The sequence below is a fragment of the Kocuria carniphila genome, from assembly GCF_004136555.1.
Taxonomy (GTDB): domain Bacteria; phylum Actinomycetota; class Actinomycetes; order Actinomycetales; family Micrococcaceae; genus Kocuria; species Kocuria carniphila.
The window spans coordinates 45234-64498 of the sequence record NZ_NOIT01000007.1 but is presented as its reverse complement, the minus strand read 5'-3'; the positions used below and the strand labels follow the sequence as shown (position 1 = coordinate 64498).

21 protein-coding genes are annotated in these 19265 nt (G+C 64.8%); 5 read left to right on the top strand and 16 right to left on the bottom strand.

Features of this window, described 5'->3' with window-relative positions; translation table 11 throughout:
- The first annotated feature begins 69 nt into the window (after positions 1 to 69).
- From EWV37_RS06510 to EWV37_RS06490, 5 genes are all read left to right on the top strand, one after another.
- Complete coding sequence (locus tag EWV37_RS06510; protein ID WP_129700557.1) at positions 70 to 1305, top strand: PucR family transcriptional regulator; 1236 nt, start codon at positions 70 to 72, stop codon at positions 1303 to 1305.
- A gap of 91 nt (positions 1306 to 1396) precedes the next feature.
- Positions 1397 to 2308 carry an ACP S-malonyltransferase gene (locus EWV37_RS06505; protein WP_173674318.1) on the top strand — a complete coding sequence of 304 codons (912 nt, stop codon included), beginning with the start codon at positions 1397 to 1399 and terminating at the stop codon, positions 2306 to 2308.
- A gap of 63 nt (positions 2309 to 2371) precedes the next feature.
- Entirely contained in the window at positions 2372 to 3439 is a 1068-nt protein-coding gene (locus EWV37_RS06500) for a beta-ketoacyl-ACP synthase III (protein WP_129700555.1), read from the top strand.
- A gap of 152 nt (positions 3440 to 3591) precedes the next feature.
- Complete coding sequence (locus EWV37_RS06495) at positions 3592 to 3837, top strand: acyl carrier protein (protein WP_016996935.1); 246 nt, start codon at positions 3592 to 3594, stop codon at positions 3835 to 3837.
- Between the two features lie 131 nt (positions 3838 to 3968).
- Complete coding sequence (locus tag EWV37_RS06490; RefSeq protein WP_129700553.1) at positions 3969 to 5231, top strand: beta-ketoacyl-[acyl-carrier-protein] synthase family protein; 1263 nt, start codon at positions 3969 to 3971, stop codon at positions 5229 to 5231.
- 189 nt (positions 5232 to 5420) lie between these two features.
- On the opposite strand, the gene EWV37_RS06485 is transcribed toward EWV37_RS06490, so the two are convergent.
- The 16 genes from EWV37_RS06485 to EWV37_RS06410 form a co-directional block, all read right to left on the bottom strand.
- The gene (locus EWV37_RS06485; protein ID WP_129700551.1) at positions 5421 to 5924 is read right to left on the bottom strand and encodes a DUF3145 domain-containing protein; all 504 of its coding nucleotides are present in this window, start codon (positions 5922 to 5924) and stop codon (positions 5421 to 5423) included.
- 211 nt (positions 5925 to 6135) lie between these two features.
- A complete protein-coding gene (locus EWV37_RS06480) occupies positions 6136 to 7107 on the bottom strand; it encodes a tyrosine recombinase XerC (RefSeq protein WP_129700549.1) in 972 nt (323 codons plus the stop codon).
- Entirely contained in the window at positions 7082 to 8344 is a 1263-nt protein-coding gene (gene dprA / locus EWV37_RS06475; protein ID WP_095798258.1) for a DNA-processing protein DprA, read from the bottom strand. Before dprA ends, EWV37_RS06480 begins: the two co-directional genes overlap by 26 nt.
- Positions 8341 to 9885: a YifB family Mg chelatase-like AAA ATPase gene (locus EWV37_RS06470; RefSeq protein WP_129700547.1), complete on the bottom strand. Its 1545-nt coding sequence runs from the start codon at positions 9883 to 9885 to the stop codon at positions 8341 to 8343. The genes dprA and EWV37_RS06470 overlap by 4 nt, the downstream gene beginning before the upstream one ends.
- 266 nt (positions 9886 to 10151) lie before the next feature.
- On the bottom strand, positions 10152 to 11099 hold the full coding sequence (locus tag EWV37_RS06465) for a hypothetical protein (protein ID WP_129700545.1): 948 nt from the start codon (positions 11097 to 11099) through the stop codon (positions 10152 to 10154).
- A 155-nt stretch (positions 11100 to 11254) separates the two neighbouring features.
- Positions 11255 to 11671, bottom strand: a complete 417-nt coding sequence (locus EWV37_RS06460) for a YraN family protein (protein ID WP_238663101.1) — start codon at positions 11669 to 11671, stop codon at positions 11255 to 11257.
- 102 nt (positions 11672 to 11773) lie between these two features.
- A complete protein-coding gene (locus tag EWV37_RS06455; RefSeq protein WP_238663100.1) occupies positions 11774 to 12460 on the bottom strand; it encodes a ribonuclease HII in 687 nt (228 codons plus the stop codon).
- Positions 12461 to 12462: 2 nt separating this feature from the next.
- Positions 12463 to 13257, bottom strand: coding sequence for a signal peptidase I (lepB, locus tag EWV37_RS06450; RefSeq protein WP_238663099.1), 795 nt, complete (start codon positions 13255 to 13257; stop codon positions 12463 to 12465).
- A 49-nt stretch (positions 13258 to 13306) separates the two neighbouring features.
- Positions 13307 to 13990: a signal peptidase I gene (lepB, locus tag EWV37_RS06445; protein ID WP_129700543.1), complete on the bottom strand. Its 684-nt coding sequence runs from the start codon at positions 13988 to 13990 to the stop codon at positions 13307 to 13309.
- Positions 13991 to 14001: 11 nt separating this feature from the next.
- Complete coding sequence (gene rplS / locus EWV37_RS06440; RefSeq protein ID WP_095798265.1) at positions 14002 to 14364, bottom strand: 50S ribosomal protein L19; 363 nt, start codon at positions 14362 to 14364, stop codon at positions 14002 to 14004.
- A gap of 199 nt (positions 14365 to 14563) precedes the next feature.
- Positions 14564 to 15376: a tRNA (guanosine(37)-N1)-methyltransferase TrmD gene (gene trmD / locus EWV37_RS06435; protein ID WP_129700541.1), complete on the bottom strand. Its 813-nt coding sequence runs from the start codon at positions 15374 to 15376 to the stop codon at positions 14564 to 14566.
- A gap of 4 nt (positions 15377 to 15380) precedes the next feature.
- Positions 15381 to 15932, bottom strand: coding sequence for a ribosome maturation factor RimM (rimM, locus tag EWV37_RS06430; RefSeq protein WP_129700539.1), 552 nt, complete (start codon positions 15930 to 15932; stop codon positions 15381 to 15383).
- 108 nt (positions 15933 to 16040) lie between these two features.
- The gene (locus EWV37_RS06425) at positions 16041 to 16286 is read right to left on the bottom strand and encodes an RNA-binding protein (RefSeq protein WP_129700676.1); all 246 of its coding nucleotides are present in this window, start codon (positions 16284 to 16286) and stop codon (positions 16041 to 16043) included.
- A 2-nt stretch (positions 16287 to 16288) separates the two neighbouring features.
- Positions 16289 to 16753, bottom strand: a complete 465-nt coding sequence (rpsP, locus tag EWV37_RS06420; RefSeq protein WP_129700537.1) for a 30S ribosomal protein S16 — start codon at positions 16751 to 16753, stop codon at positions 16289 to 16291.
- 178 nt (positions 16754 to 16931) lie between these two features.
- On the bottom strand, positions 16932 to 18140 hold the full coding sequence (locus EWV37_RS06415) for an ABC transporter permease (protein WP_129700535.1): 1209 nt from the start codon (positions 18138 to 18140) through the stop codon (positions 16932 to 16934).
- Entirely contained in the window at positions 18137 to 19081 is a 945-nt protein-coding gene (locus EWV37_RS06410) for an ABC transporter ATP-binding protein (RefSeq protein WP_129700533.1), read from the bottom strand. The genes EWV37_RS06415 and EWV37_RS06410 overlap by 4 nt, the downstream gene beginning before the upstream one ends.
- Between the last annotated feature and the right edge of the window lie 184 nt (positions 19082 to 19265).

Here is a 19265-nt window from a genome sequence, read left to right as displayed (position 1 = left end):
ATCGACCCTGACGCCCGCTCACGAAACCGTGGGCGGGCGTCAGGGTTTTGGATGCACTAACCTCATTCCATGGCTTCCGATTCCAAGGGCACGGCTCCCGCACGACAACGCTCCTCTCGACGTGTGACGTGGCCCCTGCGTAATCGACCTGCCGGAAGCCCCCATCCGCGCACCCTGGACAATCTCAAGGCCAATCTGGGCCAGGTTTCCACCGTGGCCGTCCAACGGCTGAGCACTACGTTGCCGTGGTTCTCCCAGCTGCGCGCCGATGAACGCTCCGAGCTCGGGCTCCTGGCTCAGCGCGGTATCTCCTCCTTCGTGCGCTGGTACGAGGACCCGCAAGAGCCGGTCTGGGTGCTCACGGAAGTCTTCAAGCAGGCGCCCACCGAACTCACCCGTTCCATTTCCCTGCAGAACGCGCTGCAGGTCCTGCGCATTGTGGTGGACGTCGTGGAGGAAAAAGTTCCCGAGCTCGCGCAGCCCAGTGACGAGAGCGCATTGCGCGAGGCCGTGCTGCGCTTCTCGCGTGAAGTCGCCTTTGCCGCCGCGGACGTCTATGCCAAGGCCGCCGAGAACCGCGGCTCGTGGGACGCCCGGTTGGAGTCACTCGTGGTGGACGGGATCCTGCGCGGGGACCGCTCCGACTCCCTTCGTTCCCGGGTCGCCGCGCTCGGGTGGACGGATCAGGGTCAGGTCACAGTCATGGTGGGTACGGCACCGGCCACCACCGGGCCGGGCAGTGTGGACAAGATCCGCCGTTCCGCGACCCGCCATGCCGCGGAGTGCTTGGTCTCGATCCAGACCGATCGCCTGGTGCTCGTCCTGGGTGACGTCGAGGACCCCCGACGCGCTCTTCCCAGACTCGCGTCCGTGTTCGGTGAGGGGACCGTGGTCTTCGGCCCCGCCGTCGACACGGTGTTCGATGCGAAATACTCCGCCGACCGCGCGTCGGCAGGGTTCCGAGCGACGTCGGCGTGGCCCCAGGCCCCGAGGCCGGTGGACTCCGAGGACGTGTGGCCCGAACGCGCCATGTCCGGCGATCCACTGGCCCTGCGAGCGATGGTCGACGCCGTGTGGGAACCGCTGTCCAGCTCCTCTACCGGACTGGTGGACACCCTCAGCACCTACTTCAGTGTGGGTAATTCTCTCGAGGCCACGTCTCGCGAACTGTTCGTCCACGCCAACACCGTGCGCTATCGGCTGCGCAGGGTCTGCGACATCACCGGGTGGGACCCCTTGATCCCCAGAGATGCCTTCGTGCTGCACTGTGCCATGGTCGCGGGTCGCCTGAACTCGCCCCAATAGGGGTGGGTTTGTAGGACTCGCACAAAGCAGCACACACCACTTGGTGGCCGAGAACACCCCCGATCCGGTCACGATTTGGTGAAATAGGATGGTGATTGCCGTAGTTTGCCCGGGTCAGGGCTCCCAGAAACCAGGTTTCCTCCGCGAATGGCTGACCGTGGACGGTGTGCCAGAGCATGTAGCGCAACTGTCCGAGGCCGCCGGGCTGGATCTCGCCCATTACGGCACCAAAGCGGACGAGGAAACGATCAAGGACACTGCCGTCGCACAGCCGCTCATCGTGGCGGCAGGACTCATCGCCGGACGGCTGCTGGCCAGCTCCTACAAGGACCGCGATGACATCGTCTTCGCGGGTCACTCCGTGGGCGAGATAACCGCCGCCGCTCTGTCGGGCGTACTGAGCGAGGCGGACGCCATGCGATTCGTCCGGGTTCGCGCCACCGAAATGGCCAAGGCCGCCGCGGCAACGCCCACGGGCATGGCCGCAGTTCTCGGCGGCAAGGCCGACGACGTCGCCGAGGCCATCGCAGCAGCCGGCACCTCCCCCGCCAACGCCAATGGTGGTGGCCAGGTCGTTGCGGCCGGCACCCTGGAGCAGTTGGCTGCGTTGAAGGAGAATCCCCCGGCCCGCGCCAAGGTGATCCCCCTCAAGGTGGCCGGGGCCTTCCACACCGAGCACATGGCTCCCGCGCTGGAACCGCTGCGTGAGCTGGCTCCGCAGCTGTCCCCGCAGGACCCCGCCCACACGTTGTTGACCAACTTCGACGGCTCGGTCATCGCCTCGGGAACCGACGTTCTCGAATCCCTCGTGGAGCAGGTCTGTCGCCCCGTGCGCTGGGACGCCTGCATGGACACCATGGCCGAGCTGGACGTGGAGCAGCTCATCGAGCTTCCGCCGGCCGGCACTCTGGCGGGGCTGGCCAAGCGTGGCCTGAAATCTGCACAAGCAACCGCGGTTAACACACCCGAAGATCTTGAAGCGGTCCGGAGTATTCTGAGCTGACAACGGTGCCTCGCCATCGCGCAGCACGCAACGGATTTGCACCAAGTAAGGAGTCAGCCTCTCGTGGCGACCATTAAGCAGAACACCCCGAACGCCCATTCCAAGATCTTGGGTATGGGTGCCTACCGTCCTTCCGTGACGGTCACCAATGACGACGTGTGCAAGTGGATCGAGTCCTCGGACGAGTGGATCGTCAAGCGCACCGGTATTCACACCCGAAAGCGTGCTCCCAAGGAAGTCTCCGTGCTGGAGATGGCCGAGCACGCCGCGCGTGAAGCCCTGGAGAACGCCGGCCTCACGGGCGAGCAGTTGAGCACGATCATCGTCTCGACCGTGACGTTCCCGTACATGACGCCCTCGTTGGCGGCCAAGCTCGCGGATCGCATTGGTGCGACCCCGGCGGCTGCCTACGACGTCTCGGCGGCCTGCGCCGGTTACTGCTACGGCATCGCCCAGGCGGACGCGCTCGTGCGTTCCGGTGCGGCCACCAACGTTCTGGTGATCGGTGCCGAGAAGCTCTCGGACGTGATCGATAACGGTGAGCGTTCCATTTCGTTCCTGCTCGGCGACGGCGCCGGAGCTGCGGTCATTGGCCCCTCGGACGAGCCCGGCATTGGTCCCTCCGTCTGGGGTTCGGACGGTTCCAAGTGGGACGCCATTCGCATGACTCACCCGCTCACCGACATCCTGACGGTGGAGCAGGGCGGCGAACGCACCTTCTCCAAGGACCTCACGGACCCGGAGACCGGCGAAATGCGCCCGGACGCCACCCTGTGGCCCACGCTGCGCCAGGACGGCCAGACGGTCTTCCGTTGGGCCTCGTGGGAAGGCGCGCGCGTCGCTCAGGAAGCGCTCGACGCCGCAGGTTTGGCTCCCGAGGAATTGGCCGCTTTCGTGCCCCACCAGGCGAACATGCGGATCATCGATCAGATGGCCAAGGTGCTCAAGCTGCCCGAGTCGGTCATCATCGCCCGCGACATTGCGGACGCGGGTAACACCTCTGCCGCATCCATCCCCTTGGCCACACACCGCCTGCTCGCGGAGCACCCGGAACTGTCCGGAAAGCCCTCGTTGCAAATCGGTTTCGGTGCGGGTCTGGTTTACGGCGCCCAAGTGGTGCTGCTGCCCTAAACCCGCCAGTGAGGTGTCGTAGGGTTAGACCGCACACCTTATGTTCTTGGATCGTTCCGGTTGAATCGGTGCGAACCACAGCGACAGCTCACCAGAGCGTCGTCGTTCAATAGCAAGGTCGCGTGATGCGACCCCAGAGAAAGGAAGCCACCATGGCGAGCAAAGACGAAATCCTGGCCGGCCTGGCAGAAATCGTGAACGAAGAGACCGGCCTGGAGACCGAAGCTGTCCAGCTCGACAAGTCCTTCACCGACGATCTCGACATCGACTCGATCTCGATGATGACCATCGTGGTCAACGCCGAGGAGAAGTTCGACGTGACCATTCCTGACGAAGAGGTCAAGAACCTCAAGACCGTCGAGGACGCCGTCAACTTCATCGACAACGCTCAGGCCTGAGCCTTCGATGAAGCGCGGCGTGCTGGGCGGCCCTTCACGGGTCATCCGCACGCCGCGCTTCGTCTACCGGACCCCTGGCCACCGCCAGCCTCCGGAACCCATGCGATCCCGGACACGAGGAAGTGCAGATAATGTCCCGCAAAGTAGTTGTCACCGGCTTGGGAGCCATCACCCCCATCGGTGAAAACGTCCAGGAAACCTGGGCCAACGCTCTCAAGGGCGTCTCCGGTGTTCACGCCCTGGAAAATGACTGGGTCGAACAATACGACTTGGCGGTCCGCATCGGCGCGACCGCCCCCGCCCCGTCGGAAGACGTGGTTTCCCGCGTCCAGGCCAAACGTCTGGACCCCTCAGGACAGTTTTCCGTGGCTGCCGCACGTGAAGCCTGGAACGATGCCGGTTTCTCCGGCGACACCGCGGACACCAGCGACGAACTGGATCCCACCCGCGTGGGCGTGGCCTTCGGCACAGGTATCGGTGGCGTGTGGACCCTCTTGGATGCTTGGGACACCATGCAGGCCAAGGGTGCGCGCCGCGTCAAGCCCATGACCGTTCCCATGCTCATGCCCAACGGCAATGCCTCGTCCGTGAGTATGGAGTTCAAGGCCCGTGCGTGCGCCATCACCCCGGTGTCGGCGTGCGCCTCAGGCACCGAGGCCTTCTACCAGGGTCTCAACTTGATCCGCGAGGGCAAGGCGGACGTGGTCATCGTGGGCGGCGCAGAAAGTGCGATCCACCCCGTGACCATCGCGGCCTTCAACTCGATGCAGGCCCTGTCTCGTCGCAACGACGATCCGCAGGCTGCATCGCGCCCCTTCGACCTCGACCGTGACGGCTTCGTCATGGGCGAGGGCGCCGGAGCATGCATCCTGGAATCAGAGGAACATGCCAAGGCCCGCGGCGCCAAGATCTATGCCGAGCTTGCCGGTGCAGGTCTCAGCGCGGACGCGCACCACATCACCTCCCCGGCCATCGGCGACGAAGGTGGCCCCGCGCGCGCACTGCGGGAGTCCATGGTCTCAGGTGGTTTCGAGCCCTCCGAGATCAAGCACGTCAACGCACACGCGACCTCCACGCCCGTGGGTGACATCCCGGAGGCCGGTGCCCTCCGCGCCGCGTTCGGCTCCGAGGTGGACAGCATGGCTGTCTCGGCCACCAAGTCCATGACCGGTCACCTGCTGGGTGGCTCCGGTGCCGTGGAAGGTGTGCTCACCATCCTGGCGCTCAAGAACCGGATTGCGCCGTGCACCATCAACCTGGACAACCAGGACCCGAAGATCGATCTGGACGTGGTGACCACGGCCCGCGATTTGCCCTCGGGTGACATGGTGGCCATTTCCAACTCGTTCGGTTTTGGCGGTCACAACTCCGTGGCGGCCTTCCGCTCCGTCTAGGAGTCGGCTACCGACTGAGAAACAAAGAGCCCCGGCTCGCACCGCTGACGGAAAGCGGTGCGAGCCGGGGCTCTTTGTCGTGGGGCGTTGACGTACGTTACTGGTGCGGGCACCATCGGGAACTCCCGAGCATCATCGACTCAGGCGTTGTCTCCGGGCGCTGCGGGACGTGTTTCCTGTGAACGTGTCCTAGCTGACGCGGTGCAACCAGCGAACGGGAGCGCCCTCGGCCGCGTGGCGGAACGGTTCGAGTTCCTCGTCCCAGGCTTCACCCAGGGCCACCGACAGTTCCGTGAGGAGCAGGGTGGGATCTCCGGCGGCGGCCTCGTAGGCGTAGCGGATTCTGTCCTCGCAGACCACGATATTGCCGGCTACGTCCGTGGTGGCATGGAAAATTCCCAAATCGGGCGTGAACGACCAACGCGAGCCATCGTTGCCGCGGCTGGGGTTCTCGGTGACCTCGAAGCGCACGCGGCCCAGGGTGCGCAGGGCGGAAGCCAAGAGGGCACCTGTACCGGCGACCCCGGACCACTCGAGTTCGGTGCGCATGGCACCGGGTTCGGCGTTCTGAGGGGTCCACTCAAGATCCGTTCGCTGTCGCGAAACGGACTCCAGAGCCCACTGGATGTGGGGGCACAGCGCCTGGGGTGCGGAGTGCACATACAGCACACCGCGGGTGGTTGGTGAAGACATAGCCTGTTCCTCCGTCATGTAGGTACGTCTTCCCCAACGCCCTGCACGGAGTTCTTCGGTTCACCACCGCAGACACATTTAGTTGTTTCACAGCCACCATGAGTCCTTCTCGCGGATTCGAGGCCGGTGGATCAACTCGCGTGGCTGCTGGCACCCATTGTTCAGGAGGGACGTGTGCGGGTCAACCTAAAGCCGTTGCGCCGCCAACATGTCAGGCTCTGGGATGCGCCTGAGCATAGGCATTCTTGAGACGTTCGACCGAGACGTGGGTGTAGATCTGGGTGGTGGCCACGGTGGAATGTCCCAGGAGTTCCTGCACGCTCCGCAGGTCCGCTCCCCCGTCCAGAAGGTGCGTGGCCGCGCTGTGCCGGAGGCTGTGCGGACCGCTCGCGTGCGTGTCCGGCACGGCCTGCAGGGCATCGGCGACCACCCGTCGCGCAACCCGGGCGTCGATTCTTCCGCCGCGTGCACCCAGGAACATTGCGGCACCCGACTTCTCCGTGGCCACGACCTCACGACGACGCCGCCACACCTCCAGAGCCTGCTCTGCCCGGTCGCCGAAGGGCACTCTCCGTTGCTTGTTTCCCTTGCCGGTCACGGTGATCACTTTGATGCTTCGATCTACGTCCGAATCGTTGAGGTTGACGACTTCGCTGATGCGGGCCCCCGTGGCGTAAAGCAGTTCGACGAGCGCCCAATCCCGGGCCGCCAGAGCCGCGGAGCGATCATCCTCAGCGGGTTGTTCTGCCGCGGCGGCCAAGCCGTCGAGCATGTCGGACAACGCGGTCGAGTTGACCACCTCGGGGAGGTGTTGACCTGTTTTGGGCCCTTTCACGGACGCGGCCGGGTCATGGTCCAGCCGACCGTTGTCCACCGCCCACCGACAGAACGTGTGAACCGAAGCGATCCCCCGTGACACCGAACTGCGGGCCAATCCCCGTTGATGCCGCTGCGCGAGCCAGCCTCGGAGGGATTCACGGTCAAGATCCTCGAGTCCCTTGAGCCGGCGGGCCGTCATCCATGCGGACAACTCCTCCAGGTCCCCCACGTACGAGCGGATGGTGTGTTCGCTCCTGGCTTTCTCATGTCGCAGGTGCCGGGCAAACAACGCGATCTCCTCCGAGAGGGCCGTTGCCGTCTCGTGGTCCTGTTCCGGTTCATGCGCGGGATGTTCCTGGGGCATTCTTCGAGCCTACTCGGCGCCATCCCAACAGGGAGTCTGCTGCCAGTCCCCGGGATCGCAACGTGGACAAGCCGGTCATGACTTCCGTCGGTGACAGCCCGGACACTCGGCACAGATTGGACGGATCGGCATCCTGTCTCAGCGGCAGGGCGTCGTAGAGGCGTAGCAAATGCGGCTCCAGCGAATCCTCGGGCCGCTGCGCCACGTCGTCCTGCTCGGCCTGGATGCCCAGGGCTGCGTCATTGCCGAGGGGGCCGAGCAGTTCCAAGACTTCGGCACCGTTGTTGACCAGGATGGCGTGATCTTCTCTGATCAGTTTGTGACAACCGGCCGAACCCCCGCTCAGGACATCACCGGGTACGGCCGCGACCTCCCGCGACAGGGATTCGGCGTGGTGAGCGGTGTTGAGTGATCCGGACCGCCAGGCGGCCTCCGTGACCACCGTGGCCCGGGACAGCGCAGCGATGAGCCGATTACGTTGCAGAAACCGATATCGCGTGGGTGAGCAACCCAGTGGAACTTCGCTGAGCAGCATCCCGTGTTCCTCGATACGACTCAGCAGGCCCGCGTTGGCGCTCGGATAGAACCTGTCCACCCCGCAGGCTAGGACTGCGACCGTGGGTGGCTCCGCAGTGCCCGCGGTGAGCGCCGCGGAGTGCGCGGCGGCATCGATCCCGTAGGCCCCGCCCGAGATCACGCACCACCCCTCGCCACTGACGTGATGCGTGATGTCCCGAGTTACGGCCGCGCCGTAAGCACTAGCATTACGAGATCCGACCACGGCCACGCTGTGCGCGAGACCGGGGAGTTTGCTGCGATCCCCGCGCCCCCAGAGCGCAATGGGTCTGTTCAGACCCAGGTCATCGAGTGGTTCGGGCCAGTCAGGATCCTCCGGAATCACCACCCATGCGCCCAGGGAGTGAGCATGGCGAGCATCCGTGTCAGGGTCGACCACCGGCAGTCGGGAGCGCCAGGCCTCGAAACGGTCCCCCAGGTCGGCGGGCTTACTGCGAAGTCCCCACGTGGCCATTGCGGTCTGGACTTTTTGGAGCAGCCACCCCGGCGGCCTCTGATGAGAGGTGATGGTGTCCCGCAGGGTGATGGGCCCCAGACAGTGCAACAGGGCCATGCCCGCGCGATCGGCCGGTTCGATCATGCGGGCGAGTTGGGTTCTGGCTCCGCGCAGTTCATCGCTGTACGTCGCGGGGGATTCGTGGTCTGCCATTGGCTGGTTCATGAGGTCACCGTGGTCTTGAAGAAGAGTGCGAGTTGCACGTGCTCTGAGCTGGGAGATCCGGCACCGGCCAAGTCAGCGAGGGTCCATGCGACACGGAGCACCCGGATGTAGCCGCGCGCGGTCAGGGTGTGGTTGTCCATGGCTTTCTTCAGTGACTGAACAGTGTGCCGTTCGGGAGACAACGCTTTGCGCAGAAGAGAACCGGGGACATCGCTGTTGAGCTGCAGTCCGTAGCGAGCTAACCGTTCGCGTTGCGCAGCCCTTGCCGCACCGACCCGTTCGGCCACACTCGCGCTGTCCTCCGGAGGCTCACCCCGCGCGGAGTTCAGCTCGTGATAGGTCACGGCGGGCACCCGCAGTTGTAGGTCCACGCGGTCGATAAGTGGCCCGGACAGCTTGTTGAAATACCGGTGCCTTTGGTGAGCGGTACAGGTACATCGATTCCCGACTCCCTCTGCTTGACCACACGGGCACGGATTCGCAGCGAGAACCAGTTGGAACTTGGCGGGATATCGGGACACGTTCTGCGAGCGCGCAATGGTCACTGTTCCGGACTCGAGGGGCTGACGGAGCGTGTCCAACACCCGCCGTTCAAACTCCGGTGCTTCGTCCAGGAACAACACACCCCGGTGGGCCAGTGAGATGGCGCCCGGTCTAGGGATTCCACTGCCCCCGCCACACAGTGCGGGCGTCGTAATGCTGTGGTGGGGGGCCTGCAAGGGTGGCCTGCGGATCAGTTCGGAACAGCGCGAGTCACCGCGCAGGGAATGGATCGAGGTCACCTCGAGTGACTGGTGGTCGTCCAGATCCGGGAGGATTCCGGGCAGCCGTTCGGCGAGCATTGTCTTCCCGGCACCCGGTGGTCCCACCATCATCAGGTGATGGCCCCCGGCGGCTGCGATTTCCAACGCCTGCCGCCCTTCGATCTGCCCCACCACATCCCGAAGATCCGGAGCTTCCGTATTCTCAGCCGTGTCCGTGCAGCCGTCCGGTGACTTGCTACCCCCGGGCACCCTGTTCAACAGCTGCGGGTCGGCGCCGTGCATCACGAGCAGTTCCGCCAAATGCGAGACGGCGGTGACCTCGGCACCGGACACCAGCCGCGCCTCTTCGTAATTTTCCCTGGCTACGACAACCGTGGAATGCCCGTGCAGTACCGCCGCGTGCACCGCGGGCAACACGCCCCGCACGGGACGCAATGACCCGTCCAAACCCAGTTCGGCGAGGTACACAGTGTCTGAAGCAGCCCGAATGGCACCGTGCGCCGTGAGCACCGCCATGACCACAGCGACGTCGAAATGTGAACCGCGCTTGGGAAGCGTGGCCGGCGACAGGTTGACGGTGATCTTCCGCGCGGGAAGCTTGATCCCGGCATTGCGCGCGGCCGCACGAATACGCTCCCGTGACTCGTTCACCGCCTGGTCCGGGAGCCCGATGATGCTGAAGGCTGGCAACGATTGGCCGATATCAGCCTCAACGTCAACCACGTGACCGTCCAACCCGACCAACGCCACGGACTTGGTCCGTGCGAAGCCGGTCATCGCGCATCACTTCGCAGGTACGGGCGGCGGACGTGTCGCTGGGGGCGACGAACAAGCTGTGAATGCGAGTGTCTGGGCATGACACCACCATGACGGCGCGGGCCCACACGGCACAGAGCCTACCGCCCGCTGTGCAGTTCTGGAGTGGGCTCCGCACGGCGACCGGAGAACGCAATCAGCAATCCATGGATAACGAGCCATGGCCCACAGGCCCAGCTCAGTGAGCCGCCGACTAAAAGGTCCATCAGTGAGTGGAGTTCAGGCCGTCACGGCTGCACAGGTTGCTGCTCCCCCACCGCCTGAGCGGGAACAGATGGCGCGACAGGGGGCACCGATGCTCCCGCCTCGGGCGCGGTGGTGGGCTGAGTACCGGGTTCGGATGGCACCGGTTCCTGCGGCGGCGCAGGGGCATCCGTGGGCTCTTCGGGAACGGGATCGGTGGTCGACTCGGAACCGCCGCCATCGGCGGGAGGTTCCTCTTCCGTGGGCTCATCCCCCGGATCCCCCGGAGGGGGGTCTTCCTCCGGAGCTTCCGGTTCGGCTGGATCCGCCGGGGACGCGGGGCGCGGCGCGGCAGGTTCGTTGCGGCTGTCCGGGCTGGGTCTGACAGCTCGTTCCTCGGAGTCGCCCATGGACGGAATCAGTTCCATGCTCGCGAACGTCGCCGGCAAACGACTCAGGTCTCCCACCAGAATTTCATCGCCTCGGCCACCCACCGGCACGTCGCCGGTGTACTTGGCCACGGTGTCATCCGCGCGACGGTCGATGTCCCGTGCCTTTTCTTCGGAGACCCGATCACCACCGGCATTCGTCCATTCCCCGTTATCGCCCCGCTCGGATGTCCATTCGGGCGCTACCTTGGGAAGAGCGTCGAGTCGGTAAATGGAACCGTCCTCGGCGGTCAACACCAGCCTGCTCACGGAGACCGGCTGACGGCCGTTCCGATTGTCGATGCTGATTTTCGCGTACAACGCTCGCTCTACCCCGGCGTCCTTGCGGAGCTTGTCGACATCCTCGTCGGGCGGCGGCGTTGCGGGGAGGGTGATCCGCACGGATGCGCCCGAGGGCAAACGGGCATTGAACGTTCCGCCACGCAGACCGGCGCTCGACGTTTCGGCCGAGACCGACGGCGATTCCTCCGGGACTTGCTCGTCCCCGTCGTTACAGCCGGTCAGGAGGGACACGGAAAGTCCCGCGGCTATCAACACACCCATGGCGCGCCTGCGTGGCAGAAAGAATGTCACCAAGCGACCCCCACTGATCATCGACTGTTCAGGGTGCCGTTCTCGACCCCCGACCTACCGTGGCACGTTGGGCTGCGGATGTCACTCAGCACGCCGGGAGTCCATCAAATTGTGACCTTTGGATATCAGTGCCAGCTCAGCGACCCCATGTGTTCGACGCGCGGGGCATCCCCGGCCGGCCAGTGCACCGACACCACGTCCACACTGGGGATCTCTGACCAACCGTGTTCCCGAGCCCATGCGCGGGCCAACCGATGGAGACGTTGCAGCTTCTCGGGTCCCACGGCCTCAGCCGGGTGACCGAAGCCGGACCCTGTTCGGGTCTTGACCTCGAAGATCGTGACCGCGCCCGCGCGTTCCGCCACGATGTCCAATTCACCGCGCACCGGGTGATCTGCTGGGGTGGCTCGCCAGTTGCGATCCAACACATGCCATCCGGCGCGGGTCAGCAGATCGGCAATCAGATCTTCCCCGGAGCGGCCCGTACTGATGTGGGTCGCGGGCGGATCCGGAGCGGCTGGGGACACGCGAGAAATACTCATGGAACCATCGTGACGATCCAGCGCTCCCATGAACATGGCTAACGTGTGCCTGTGGAGTGCGCATGCTCGATTGACCCGGACATTGCCACGACCCGAACGGAGCTAAATGCCCAAGTTCCAACTCACCCGATGCAGCGGGGTCGCGCCGTGCTCCACTATCGCGGCCCGGTGGACCGCACTCCCGTAGCCCTTGTTCGACTCCCAGCCGTACGCCGGGTACTCCCCCGCGTAGTTGCGCATGATTGCGTCGCGCTCCACCTTGGCGGCAATCGATGCGGCCGCCACAGAGACGCAGTGGGCGTCGGCCTTGACCAGGGTGCGCACCACCGCGGGCACGCCCCACGGGTCGGTTTCCTGGCCCAGCACTGGTTCGGTGCGCAACCAGTTGTAGGACCCGTCCAGGATCAGCCCGTCCACGCTGATCCCCGACGACGCCGCTTGGGCCAGTGCCCTGAGTCCGGCCAGTCGAAGGGCGGCGCTGATTCCCAGTCGGTCGATTTCGAAGGGTTGAGCGTGGCCCACGGTGCAGGCTGCGGCCCACGAATCGATGGCCGGGGCCAGTGCTTCGCGGCGCTTGGCCGTCAGTGCCTTGGAATCCCGTACCCCGTGCCAAACGGAAGGATCGGCGCTATCGAGGGCGGCGGCGTCGAACACCACGAGCCCGACGCTCGCGGGACCGGCCAATGCGCCGCGACCCACCTCGTCCATGCCGCCCACGTACCGCAGACCCTGCGCGGCGAGTTCGCGCTCCAGATCGATGCCGGGATCACTCGTGACTCGTGAGCCCACGATCAGTCGTCGGAAGAGCCGGTGGCCGGAACGTCCGCGAAGACCTGTTCCGGGTGGTGCAAGATCTGGAAGCGATCCAGCGGCCATGCGATCACGAACGCGGTGCCAATGATGTCTTCCTTGTGGATGAACGCGTTGTTGTTGGCCAGGTGCACGCGGGAGTCGGCGGAGGCGTTGCGATGATCGCCGAGCACGAAGAAATGATTGTCCGGAACGATCACGTCGAACGGGATCTCGGACGGCACGGCACCCGGGTACACGTAGGTCTCGTCCAGCGGCGTGCCGTTCACGCTGATCTTGCCGTCAGCGTCGCAGCAGACCACATGGTCACCGCCCTGACCGATCACGCGTTTGACGAGGGCCTGATCACCGCTGTCCGGGAGGATTCCCACGAAGGACAGGGCGCTCTGGATGGCTCCGCCCAGGCCCTCGCTACCCTGCGGCTGGGAGGGGAGCCAGTTCTTGGTGTCATCGAAGACCACGATGTCGCCGCGGTCGATGTTCCCCAGATTGGCGCTCATGACGTTCACGAAGATTCGGTCATCCAACTCCAGAGTGTTCTCCATGGAGCCGGAAGGAATGTAGAAACCCCGCACGAACAGGGTCTTGACGATGAAGGCGATCAGGATGGCCAGGACCACCACGATCAGGATTTCCTTGACGGAGCTCCAGGCCGAATTGGCCTTCTTGGCGCTCCGCGAGGCCAAGGAACGGGACGAACGCGAGGACCGGCGGGGCCGCAACGGCTCCTGCTCCGGCTGCTCCCCCGCGGAATCTGATGGACGTTCTTCAGTCACTACGCCGTGTTCCTTCCTGACATGGTGGGTGTCTGCACCCATGGGCAGACTACAAGTCCCGGGCTCGGTCCAGGGGCCACAACACCCGTTCTGCGGTTCCGATGATGCGTTCCGTGCGGATCAGCCCACCGCCGGGTGCACCCAACAGAGAACGCGAATCCACAGATTCACTGCGGTGGTCCCCCATGAGCCAAACGCGATCAGCGGGAACGTGCACGGCAAAGGGAATGTCCGAGGGCCGGACGTCAGCGTACAGATACTCCTCCTCGAGAGGCTGGCCGTCGACCGTGATCTTGCCCTGAGCATCACAGCATTCGATGGAGTCTCCGGGCACCGCCATCACACGCTTCACGTACGCGGTGGACGATCCGTTCAGACCCAGCCAGCGACCCACACCGTTGACCGCCTGGGTGTACCAGGGGTCCGTGGAATGCAACGGGTCCAGGGAACCGCGGCCGTCGAAAACCACGAGTTCTCCGCGCTGCAGCTCATCCGTGTCGGCGAGCTTGCTGACCAGCACCCGATCCCCGCCCTGCAGCGTGGGCTCCATCGAGTTGGAACCCACCCAGTAGACATCCACCACGAAAGCACGTACCACGGCGGCGATGAGCAGAGCCGACAGTACGGCAAGGGTGACGACCCGCAGCCACCAGCGCCGCGGAGAAAGGGGTGCACGTACAGCGGAGGACCCGGCAGATGCCGGGCCCTCCGTGCGTTCCGAGTGCAGATGCACGTGGAAAATGCTTACTTGCTCGAAGCGCTCGAGTCACGCTTCTCGCGGATACGAGCGGCCTTACCGTGGCGATCGCGCATGTAGTAGAGCTTGGCACGACGCACATCACCGCGGCTCACGAGCTCGATCTTGTCGATGATCGGGGAGTGCACCGGGAAGGTACGCTCCACGCCAACACCGAAGCTGACCTTGCGAACGGTGAAGGTCTCGCGCACGCCGGAGCCCTGGCGGCCCATGACGTAACCCTTGAAGACCTGAACACGCGAACGGCTACCTTCAATGATGTTCACGTGGACATTCAGGGTGTCGCCGGGGCGGAAATCCGGAATGTCGTTACGCAGGGACTTGGCATCAAGCTGATCGATAAGGTTCATGCTTTTTCTCCTCGCGACTGCCGCAGGTCGATCGCGTGTGGTCCGCGCGGCTCAGCCATGAAGGTTTGAGCCAACGCGCAGAAGTATGTCGAAATCGGGCCGGTGTGGTGATTTCGAATGCGTGGTTGTTGGTCGCTCTCCCCCCTGCGGCAGGGGCGTGCCCAACTCACGCACAGCGACCCATTATGCCATATTTCGGCTAGCCCTGTGCACCGTCAGCGGGGGCAGGGGCACAGACCTGGAACGAACCGTTGACCACCTGGAATCCGTGCTCCCGCAGGATGGCCAGTTCGGCCTTGTTCAGGTCCGCCGGGTTGAGCTGTTCGATCATGTCCGGGCGGCGCTGAGCAGTGCGGTGCAGTTGCTGGTCACGGCGCCAGCGGGCAATGTTCCCGTGGTGTCCGGACAACAGCATGTCCGGGATGGCGCGCTCTCGCCACATGGCCGGCTTGGTGTATACGGGGTATTCGAGCAGCCCGCCGGTGTGGGATTCTTCGGCGAGGGATTCCGGGTTGCCGATCACCCCGGGGATCAGCCGGGTCACGGCCTCGACCATGGCCAGCACGGCCACTTCTCCCCCGTTGAGCACGTAGTCACCCAGGCTCATGGGACGCACCACGGCGTGTTCGGAGGCCCAGTCGATGAAGCGTTCGTCGATTCCTTCATAGCGGCCGCACGCGAACACCAGGTGCTTCTCGTCGGCCAGTTCGTACGCGACGTCCTGGGTGAAGACTTCGCCGGCCGGCGAGGGCACGACCAGCACGGGCTTCCGGGACGACGGCGACGCCGCGGTCACGGACTCGAGCGCCTGTGCCCACGGTTCGGGTTTCATCACCATTCCGGCACCACCGCCGTACGGGGTGTCGTCCACGGTGCGGTGCCGGTCCGTGGCAAAGGTCCGTGGATCCGTCACGGACAGGTCCAACACGCCGTCCGTCATGGCCTTACCGATCAATGACAGTTCCAACGGCGCCAGGTACTCGGGGAAGATGCTCAGCACATCGATGCGCACGGTGCTACTCCTCCGAGCCCAGGTCCAGCAGACCGGCGGGCGGGGTCAACAGCACGCGGCCGGTTTCCAGATCCACCTCCGGCACGATTTCTTCGACGAACGGGATCAGAATACGACGCCGCTCCCCCACGATTTCGATTTCCAACAGGTCCTGAGCCGCTCCGGAGATCAGTGCGGTGACCTTTCCGACCTCGCGATCGTCCCGGGTGGTGTCCACGGCCATGAGACCGAGCAGATCGTCCTGGTGCCATTCGTCGTCCTCGAGCTCCACCTCGTGGGCCTCGGCATACAGCTGTGCCCCGCGCATCTCTTCTGCACGGTTGCGGTCGGTGATCTCCTCGAAGCGGGCAATCAGCACTTTTTTGTTCCAGCGAAAACCCGCGGTCGTGAGGGTCTCGGGAAGTCCCGCGGCGGCGTCGGCCTGCCCCTGAGGCCACTGGACGCTCAGGCTCGACCCGGGCGCGAAACGCGACTCGGGATCGTCGGTGAACAGTTGCACCGTGACTTCCCCGCGCACGCCGTGGGGCTTTCCGATGCGTGCAATCCGAACGCTCATGAGATCTCCTTTGCCGGATCTGGACCAGTGTGATGTTTTTACCAAATGATGACGGCCCCCGTCTCCCGCGACTGCAGGAAACAGGGGCCGTTCACGTACGCGCGGTCTTTAGCGACGACGACGGTCGGTATCGACCACGTCTACGCGCACAATTTCGCCGGGTGCCAGGGCCGTCACGACGGTGCGCAAGGCCTTGGCGGTGCGTCCGGAACGCCCGATCACGCGGCCGAGGTCATCGGGGTGAACCCGAACCTCGAGGATCTGCCCGCGGCGTCCTTCGCGTGAGCGAACGGTGACGTCCTCGGGGCTGTCCACAATGCCGCGAACCAGGTGTTCCAGAGCCTCGGCGAGCATGCTCACTCTGCCTTCTCGGCGTTGTCCTCCGTGGAGTCCTCAGCCGCACCCTCGGTGGAAGCTTCCTCGGCGGGCGCTTCGGCCTGCTCGGAAGCCTCGGCCTTGTCAGCCTTGGGGGTGATGGCCTCGGGGATGATCACGGAACCCTTGTCGGGTGCCACGAACTCAGCCTTGGTCTCGGGGGCCTTATAGGTACCCTCGGCACCGGGCTCACCCTTGAACTTCTGCCAGTCACCGGTGATCTTCAGCAGTGCTGCAACGGCGTCAGAGGGCTGTGCGCCCACGCCGAGCCAGTACTGGATCCGGTCGGAAACCAGGTTGATGTAAGAGGGGTGCTCGGTCGGCTGGTAGACGCCGACCTCCTCGATGACACGACCATCGCGCTTCTTGCGGGAGTCGACGATGACAACGCGGTAACGGGGATCGCGCATTTTACCCATGCGCTTGAGACGAATCTTAACTGCCACTTGAGTGGTTACTCCTGTTTCGAATGTGGTCGGAAATGCACACACTTGCACCCGTGGGGCGGGCCTTGGTGGGATTTCCTGTGGACGCGACACACGTGCGGTGAGAGGGTCCGCACGGTTCGAGTACCCGTCTATTGTGCCACACGTGTCAAACCTGTGAGTGCAGATGGAACGTGGTCTACCTCTCGAGCCTGAGAGCCTTGCGCCACGTGAGCGCCTGACCACCCTGGAACACCGCGCGCTGGTAGACCCGCTCCCCCACACGGAACATGATCAGTCCGAACACGGCGCACAGCCCCAGGGCGAGCCACGGTTCCCACCACTGCACGGTATCGGTCAACATCCGCACGGGCATGGCCACCGATGAAACCAGCGGAACGTAGGAGGCCACGGTGAGCCAGGTTCCCTTGGCGAACAACCCCACGAGCAGGGCCGCGATCAACACGGACATGATGGGGCCGGTGTTGGACTGCAGGTCCTCCGTGCGAGAGGCCAGCGAACCCAGCACCGCCCAGATGCTCGCCTGGGCGGCAAAGCCCACCACGAAGAACCCGATGAACCATCCGGAGGCTTGCAGGATCCACCCGATCGATTCCGCCCGGCCGAGCAGATTCACGCCCAGTAACCCCACGGCCCCGTACAGAATGATCTGCGCGTATGCCAGCAGGCAGTTACCGGCCACCTTGCCGTAGAGGATGTGGCGCACCGGGATGGCGGTGGCCAGGATCTCCACGACCCGGTTCTGCTTCTCCTCGAGCACCGAGTTGGCAATGGCCATGCCGAAGATGATGGCGGCGGTGTAGAACAGCATGGCGAAGACGAAGCCCAGTACATTGGCCGCCACGCCGCGATCCGGTTCGTCCGAGAGGGTGCGCGTCTGCACCTCTGAACCGGCCGTCAGCTGTTCCGTGGTGGTTCCGGCGTCCGCCGCGTTCTGCTGCGCGGTCACGTCCTTGGCTGCGTCCGAGAGCATTCCGCTCAGGGAAGCATCCATGGAGTTGCGGGCCGTCAGGACCCATTCGTTGTCACTGCGCGACACGGCGGCATCGATGTCTTCGTTCTGCAGGAGCTCACGAGCCTCCTCGGGCGAGGCGGATTGCACCTCGAGCGTGGTCTTGTCCTCGGCCGAGTCCCGGGCCGCCTCCGCCACCGTGACCGATTGCGGGTCCGTGGCGGCCACGGTGTAGCTGGTGGTGCGCTCACCCATGAAGAACATGAACGCGGTGAGTCCGATGATGCCCAGGACCGTGAGCACAGTGGACAGCACGAAAGCGCGGTCCCGCAGTTTGACGCCGATCTCGCGATTCATGACGGTGAGCCACGGGGCGGACACCTGTGTGGTCTGTTCCTCTTCTGCGGCCGCTGTGGTGGTCGTGTCGTGGCTCATGAGATGGCCTCCCGATAGAGATCTCCCAGCGAAGGACGCAGCCGAGCGAATTCCACCATTCCGCGGTCCGCCGCTTGTCTGGTCAGCTGATTGCGGGCTTCCGCGTCCGCCGGCGTAACGATGGCCGTATTGCCGTCGAGGTCCACGACCTCCACCCCGGGTTGGCCACGGGTCCAGCCCGCATCAGCGGTGCACACCAACCGATATTGTTCGGGCCGCGCACCGCGTAATTGCTCGACGGGCCCGGCCAGGCGCACCGTGCCACTGTCCAGGACCACCAGCGCGTCGCACAGTCGGTCGATCAAATCCAGTTGGTGGGAGGAAAACAGCACCGGTACCCCGCGAGCCATGTATTCGCGCAGCAGCCCCACCGTGGCATCGACAGCGGTCGGGTCCAGCCCGGAGAACGGTTCGTCCAGGACCAGGGCCACGGGATCGTGAAGCAGGGCCGCGGCGACCTGGACGCGCTGCTGATTACCCAGCGACAGTGTCTCGAGCCGGTCCTTGGCTCGCTCCCCCAGGCCGAAGCGGTCCAGCAGTCGGTGGGCCTCCGTGAGGGCCCGGGAGCGTTCCATGCCGTGGAGTTGCCCCAGGTAACCCAGCTGATCGGCAATCCGTTGCTTGGGGTACAGACCTCGCTCCTCGGGCATGTACCCGAACCGCGAGCGCGCGCGGGCGTCAATCGGTCGGCCGTTCCACAGCACGGTGCCGCCGTGCTGGTTGAGTACGCCCATAATCATTCGCATGGTGGTGGTCTTGCCCGCACCATTGGCGCCCACGAACCCCGTCATCTGCCCGGGCTCCACGCGAAACGACACCTCGTCCACCACTGTCCGGTCCCCGAACCGTCGCGTCAGGTTCAGCGCCTCCAGCGTGCCGCCGGCGCGCGGTGGTGAGTAGTGGACGGAGCTGTACGCGGCCCCCGGTTCTTTCAACCTCATGCTGCCTCCTCGGATCTATGCCGTTCGCGCAGCCATAGCGTGTGCGCGACGCGGCGCGGCTGGCTGATTCCAGCCTAGGAGGACCGGCAGTCGAAGAGATCAGCCCGGCGGCGGAACTTGAGCTCCACCCTGCGGTGTATGTGGGGTGTCGCTGTCCCGGTTGTCGTCCGGACGAGAGCCGGCT

Excerpts from the sequence above, each read along its gene's own strand:
- EWV37_RS06510 (WP_129700557.1), top strand. The coding sequence starts at position 70 with ATGGCTTCCGATTCCAAGGGCACGGCTCCCGCACGACAACGCTCCTCT.
- EWV37_RS06495 (WP_016996935.1), top strand. The coding sequence starts at position 3,592 with ATGGCGAGCAAAGACGAAATCCTGGCCGGCCTGGCAGAAATCGTGAAC.
- EWV37_RS06490 (WP_129700553.1), top strand. The coding sequence starts at position 3,969 with ATGTCCCGCAAAGTAGTTGTCACCGGCTTGGGAGCCATCACCCCCATC.
- EWV37_RS06485 (WP_129700551.1), bottom strand. The coding sequence starts at position 5,924 with ATGTCTTCACCAACCACCCGCGGTGTGCTGTATGTGCACTCCGCACCC.
- EWV37_RS06480 (WP_129700549.1), bottom strand. The coding sequence starts at position 7,107 with ATGCCCCAGGAACATCCCGCGCATGAACCGGAACAGGACCACGAGACG.
- dprA (WP_095798258.1), bottom strand. The coding sequence starts at position 8,344 with ATGAACCAGCCAATGGCAGACCACGAATCCCCCGCGACGTACAGCGAT.
- EWV37_RS06470 (WP_129700547.1), bottom strand. The coding sequence starts at position 9,885 with ATGACCGGCTTCGCACGGACCAAGTCCGTGGCGTTGGTCGGGTTGGAC.
- EWV37_RS06465 (WP_129700545.1), bottom strand. The coding sequence starts at position 11,099 with ATGGGTGTGTTGATAGCCGCGGGACTTTCCGTGTCCCTCCTGACCGGC.
- EWV37_RS06460 (WP_238663101.1), bottom strand. The coding sequence starts at position 11,671 with ATGAGTATTTCTCGCGTGTCCCCAGCCGCTCCGGATCCGCCCGCGACC.
- rplS (WP_095798265.1), bottom strand. The coding sequence starts at position 14,364 with ATGAACCTTATCGATCAGCTTGATGCCAAGTCCCTGCGTAACGACATT.
- rimM (WP_129700539.1), bottom strand. The coding sequence starts at position 15,932 with ATGAGCGTTCGGATTGCACGCATCGGAAAGCCCCACGGCGTGCGCGGG.
- EWV37_RS06425 (WP_129700676.1), bottom strand. The coding sequence starts at position 16,286 with ATGCTCGCCGAGGCTCTGGAACACCTGGTTCGCGGCATTGTGGACAGC.
- EWV37_RS06415 (WP_129700535.1), bottom strand. The coding sequence starts at position 18,140 with ATGAGCCACGACACGACCACCACAGCGGCCGCAGAAGAGGAACAGACC.
- EWV37_RS06410 (WP_129700533.1), bottom strand. The coding sequence starts at position 19,081 with ATGAGGTTGAAAGAACCGGGGGCCGCGTACAGCTCCGTCCACTACTCA.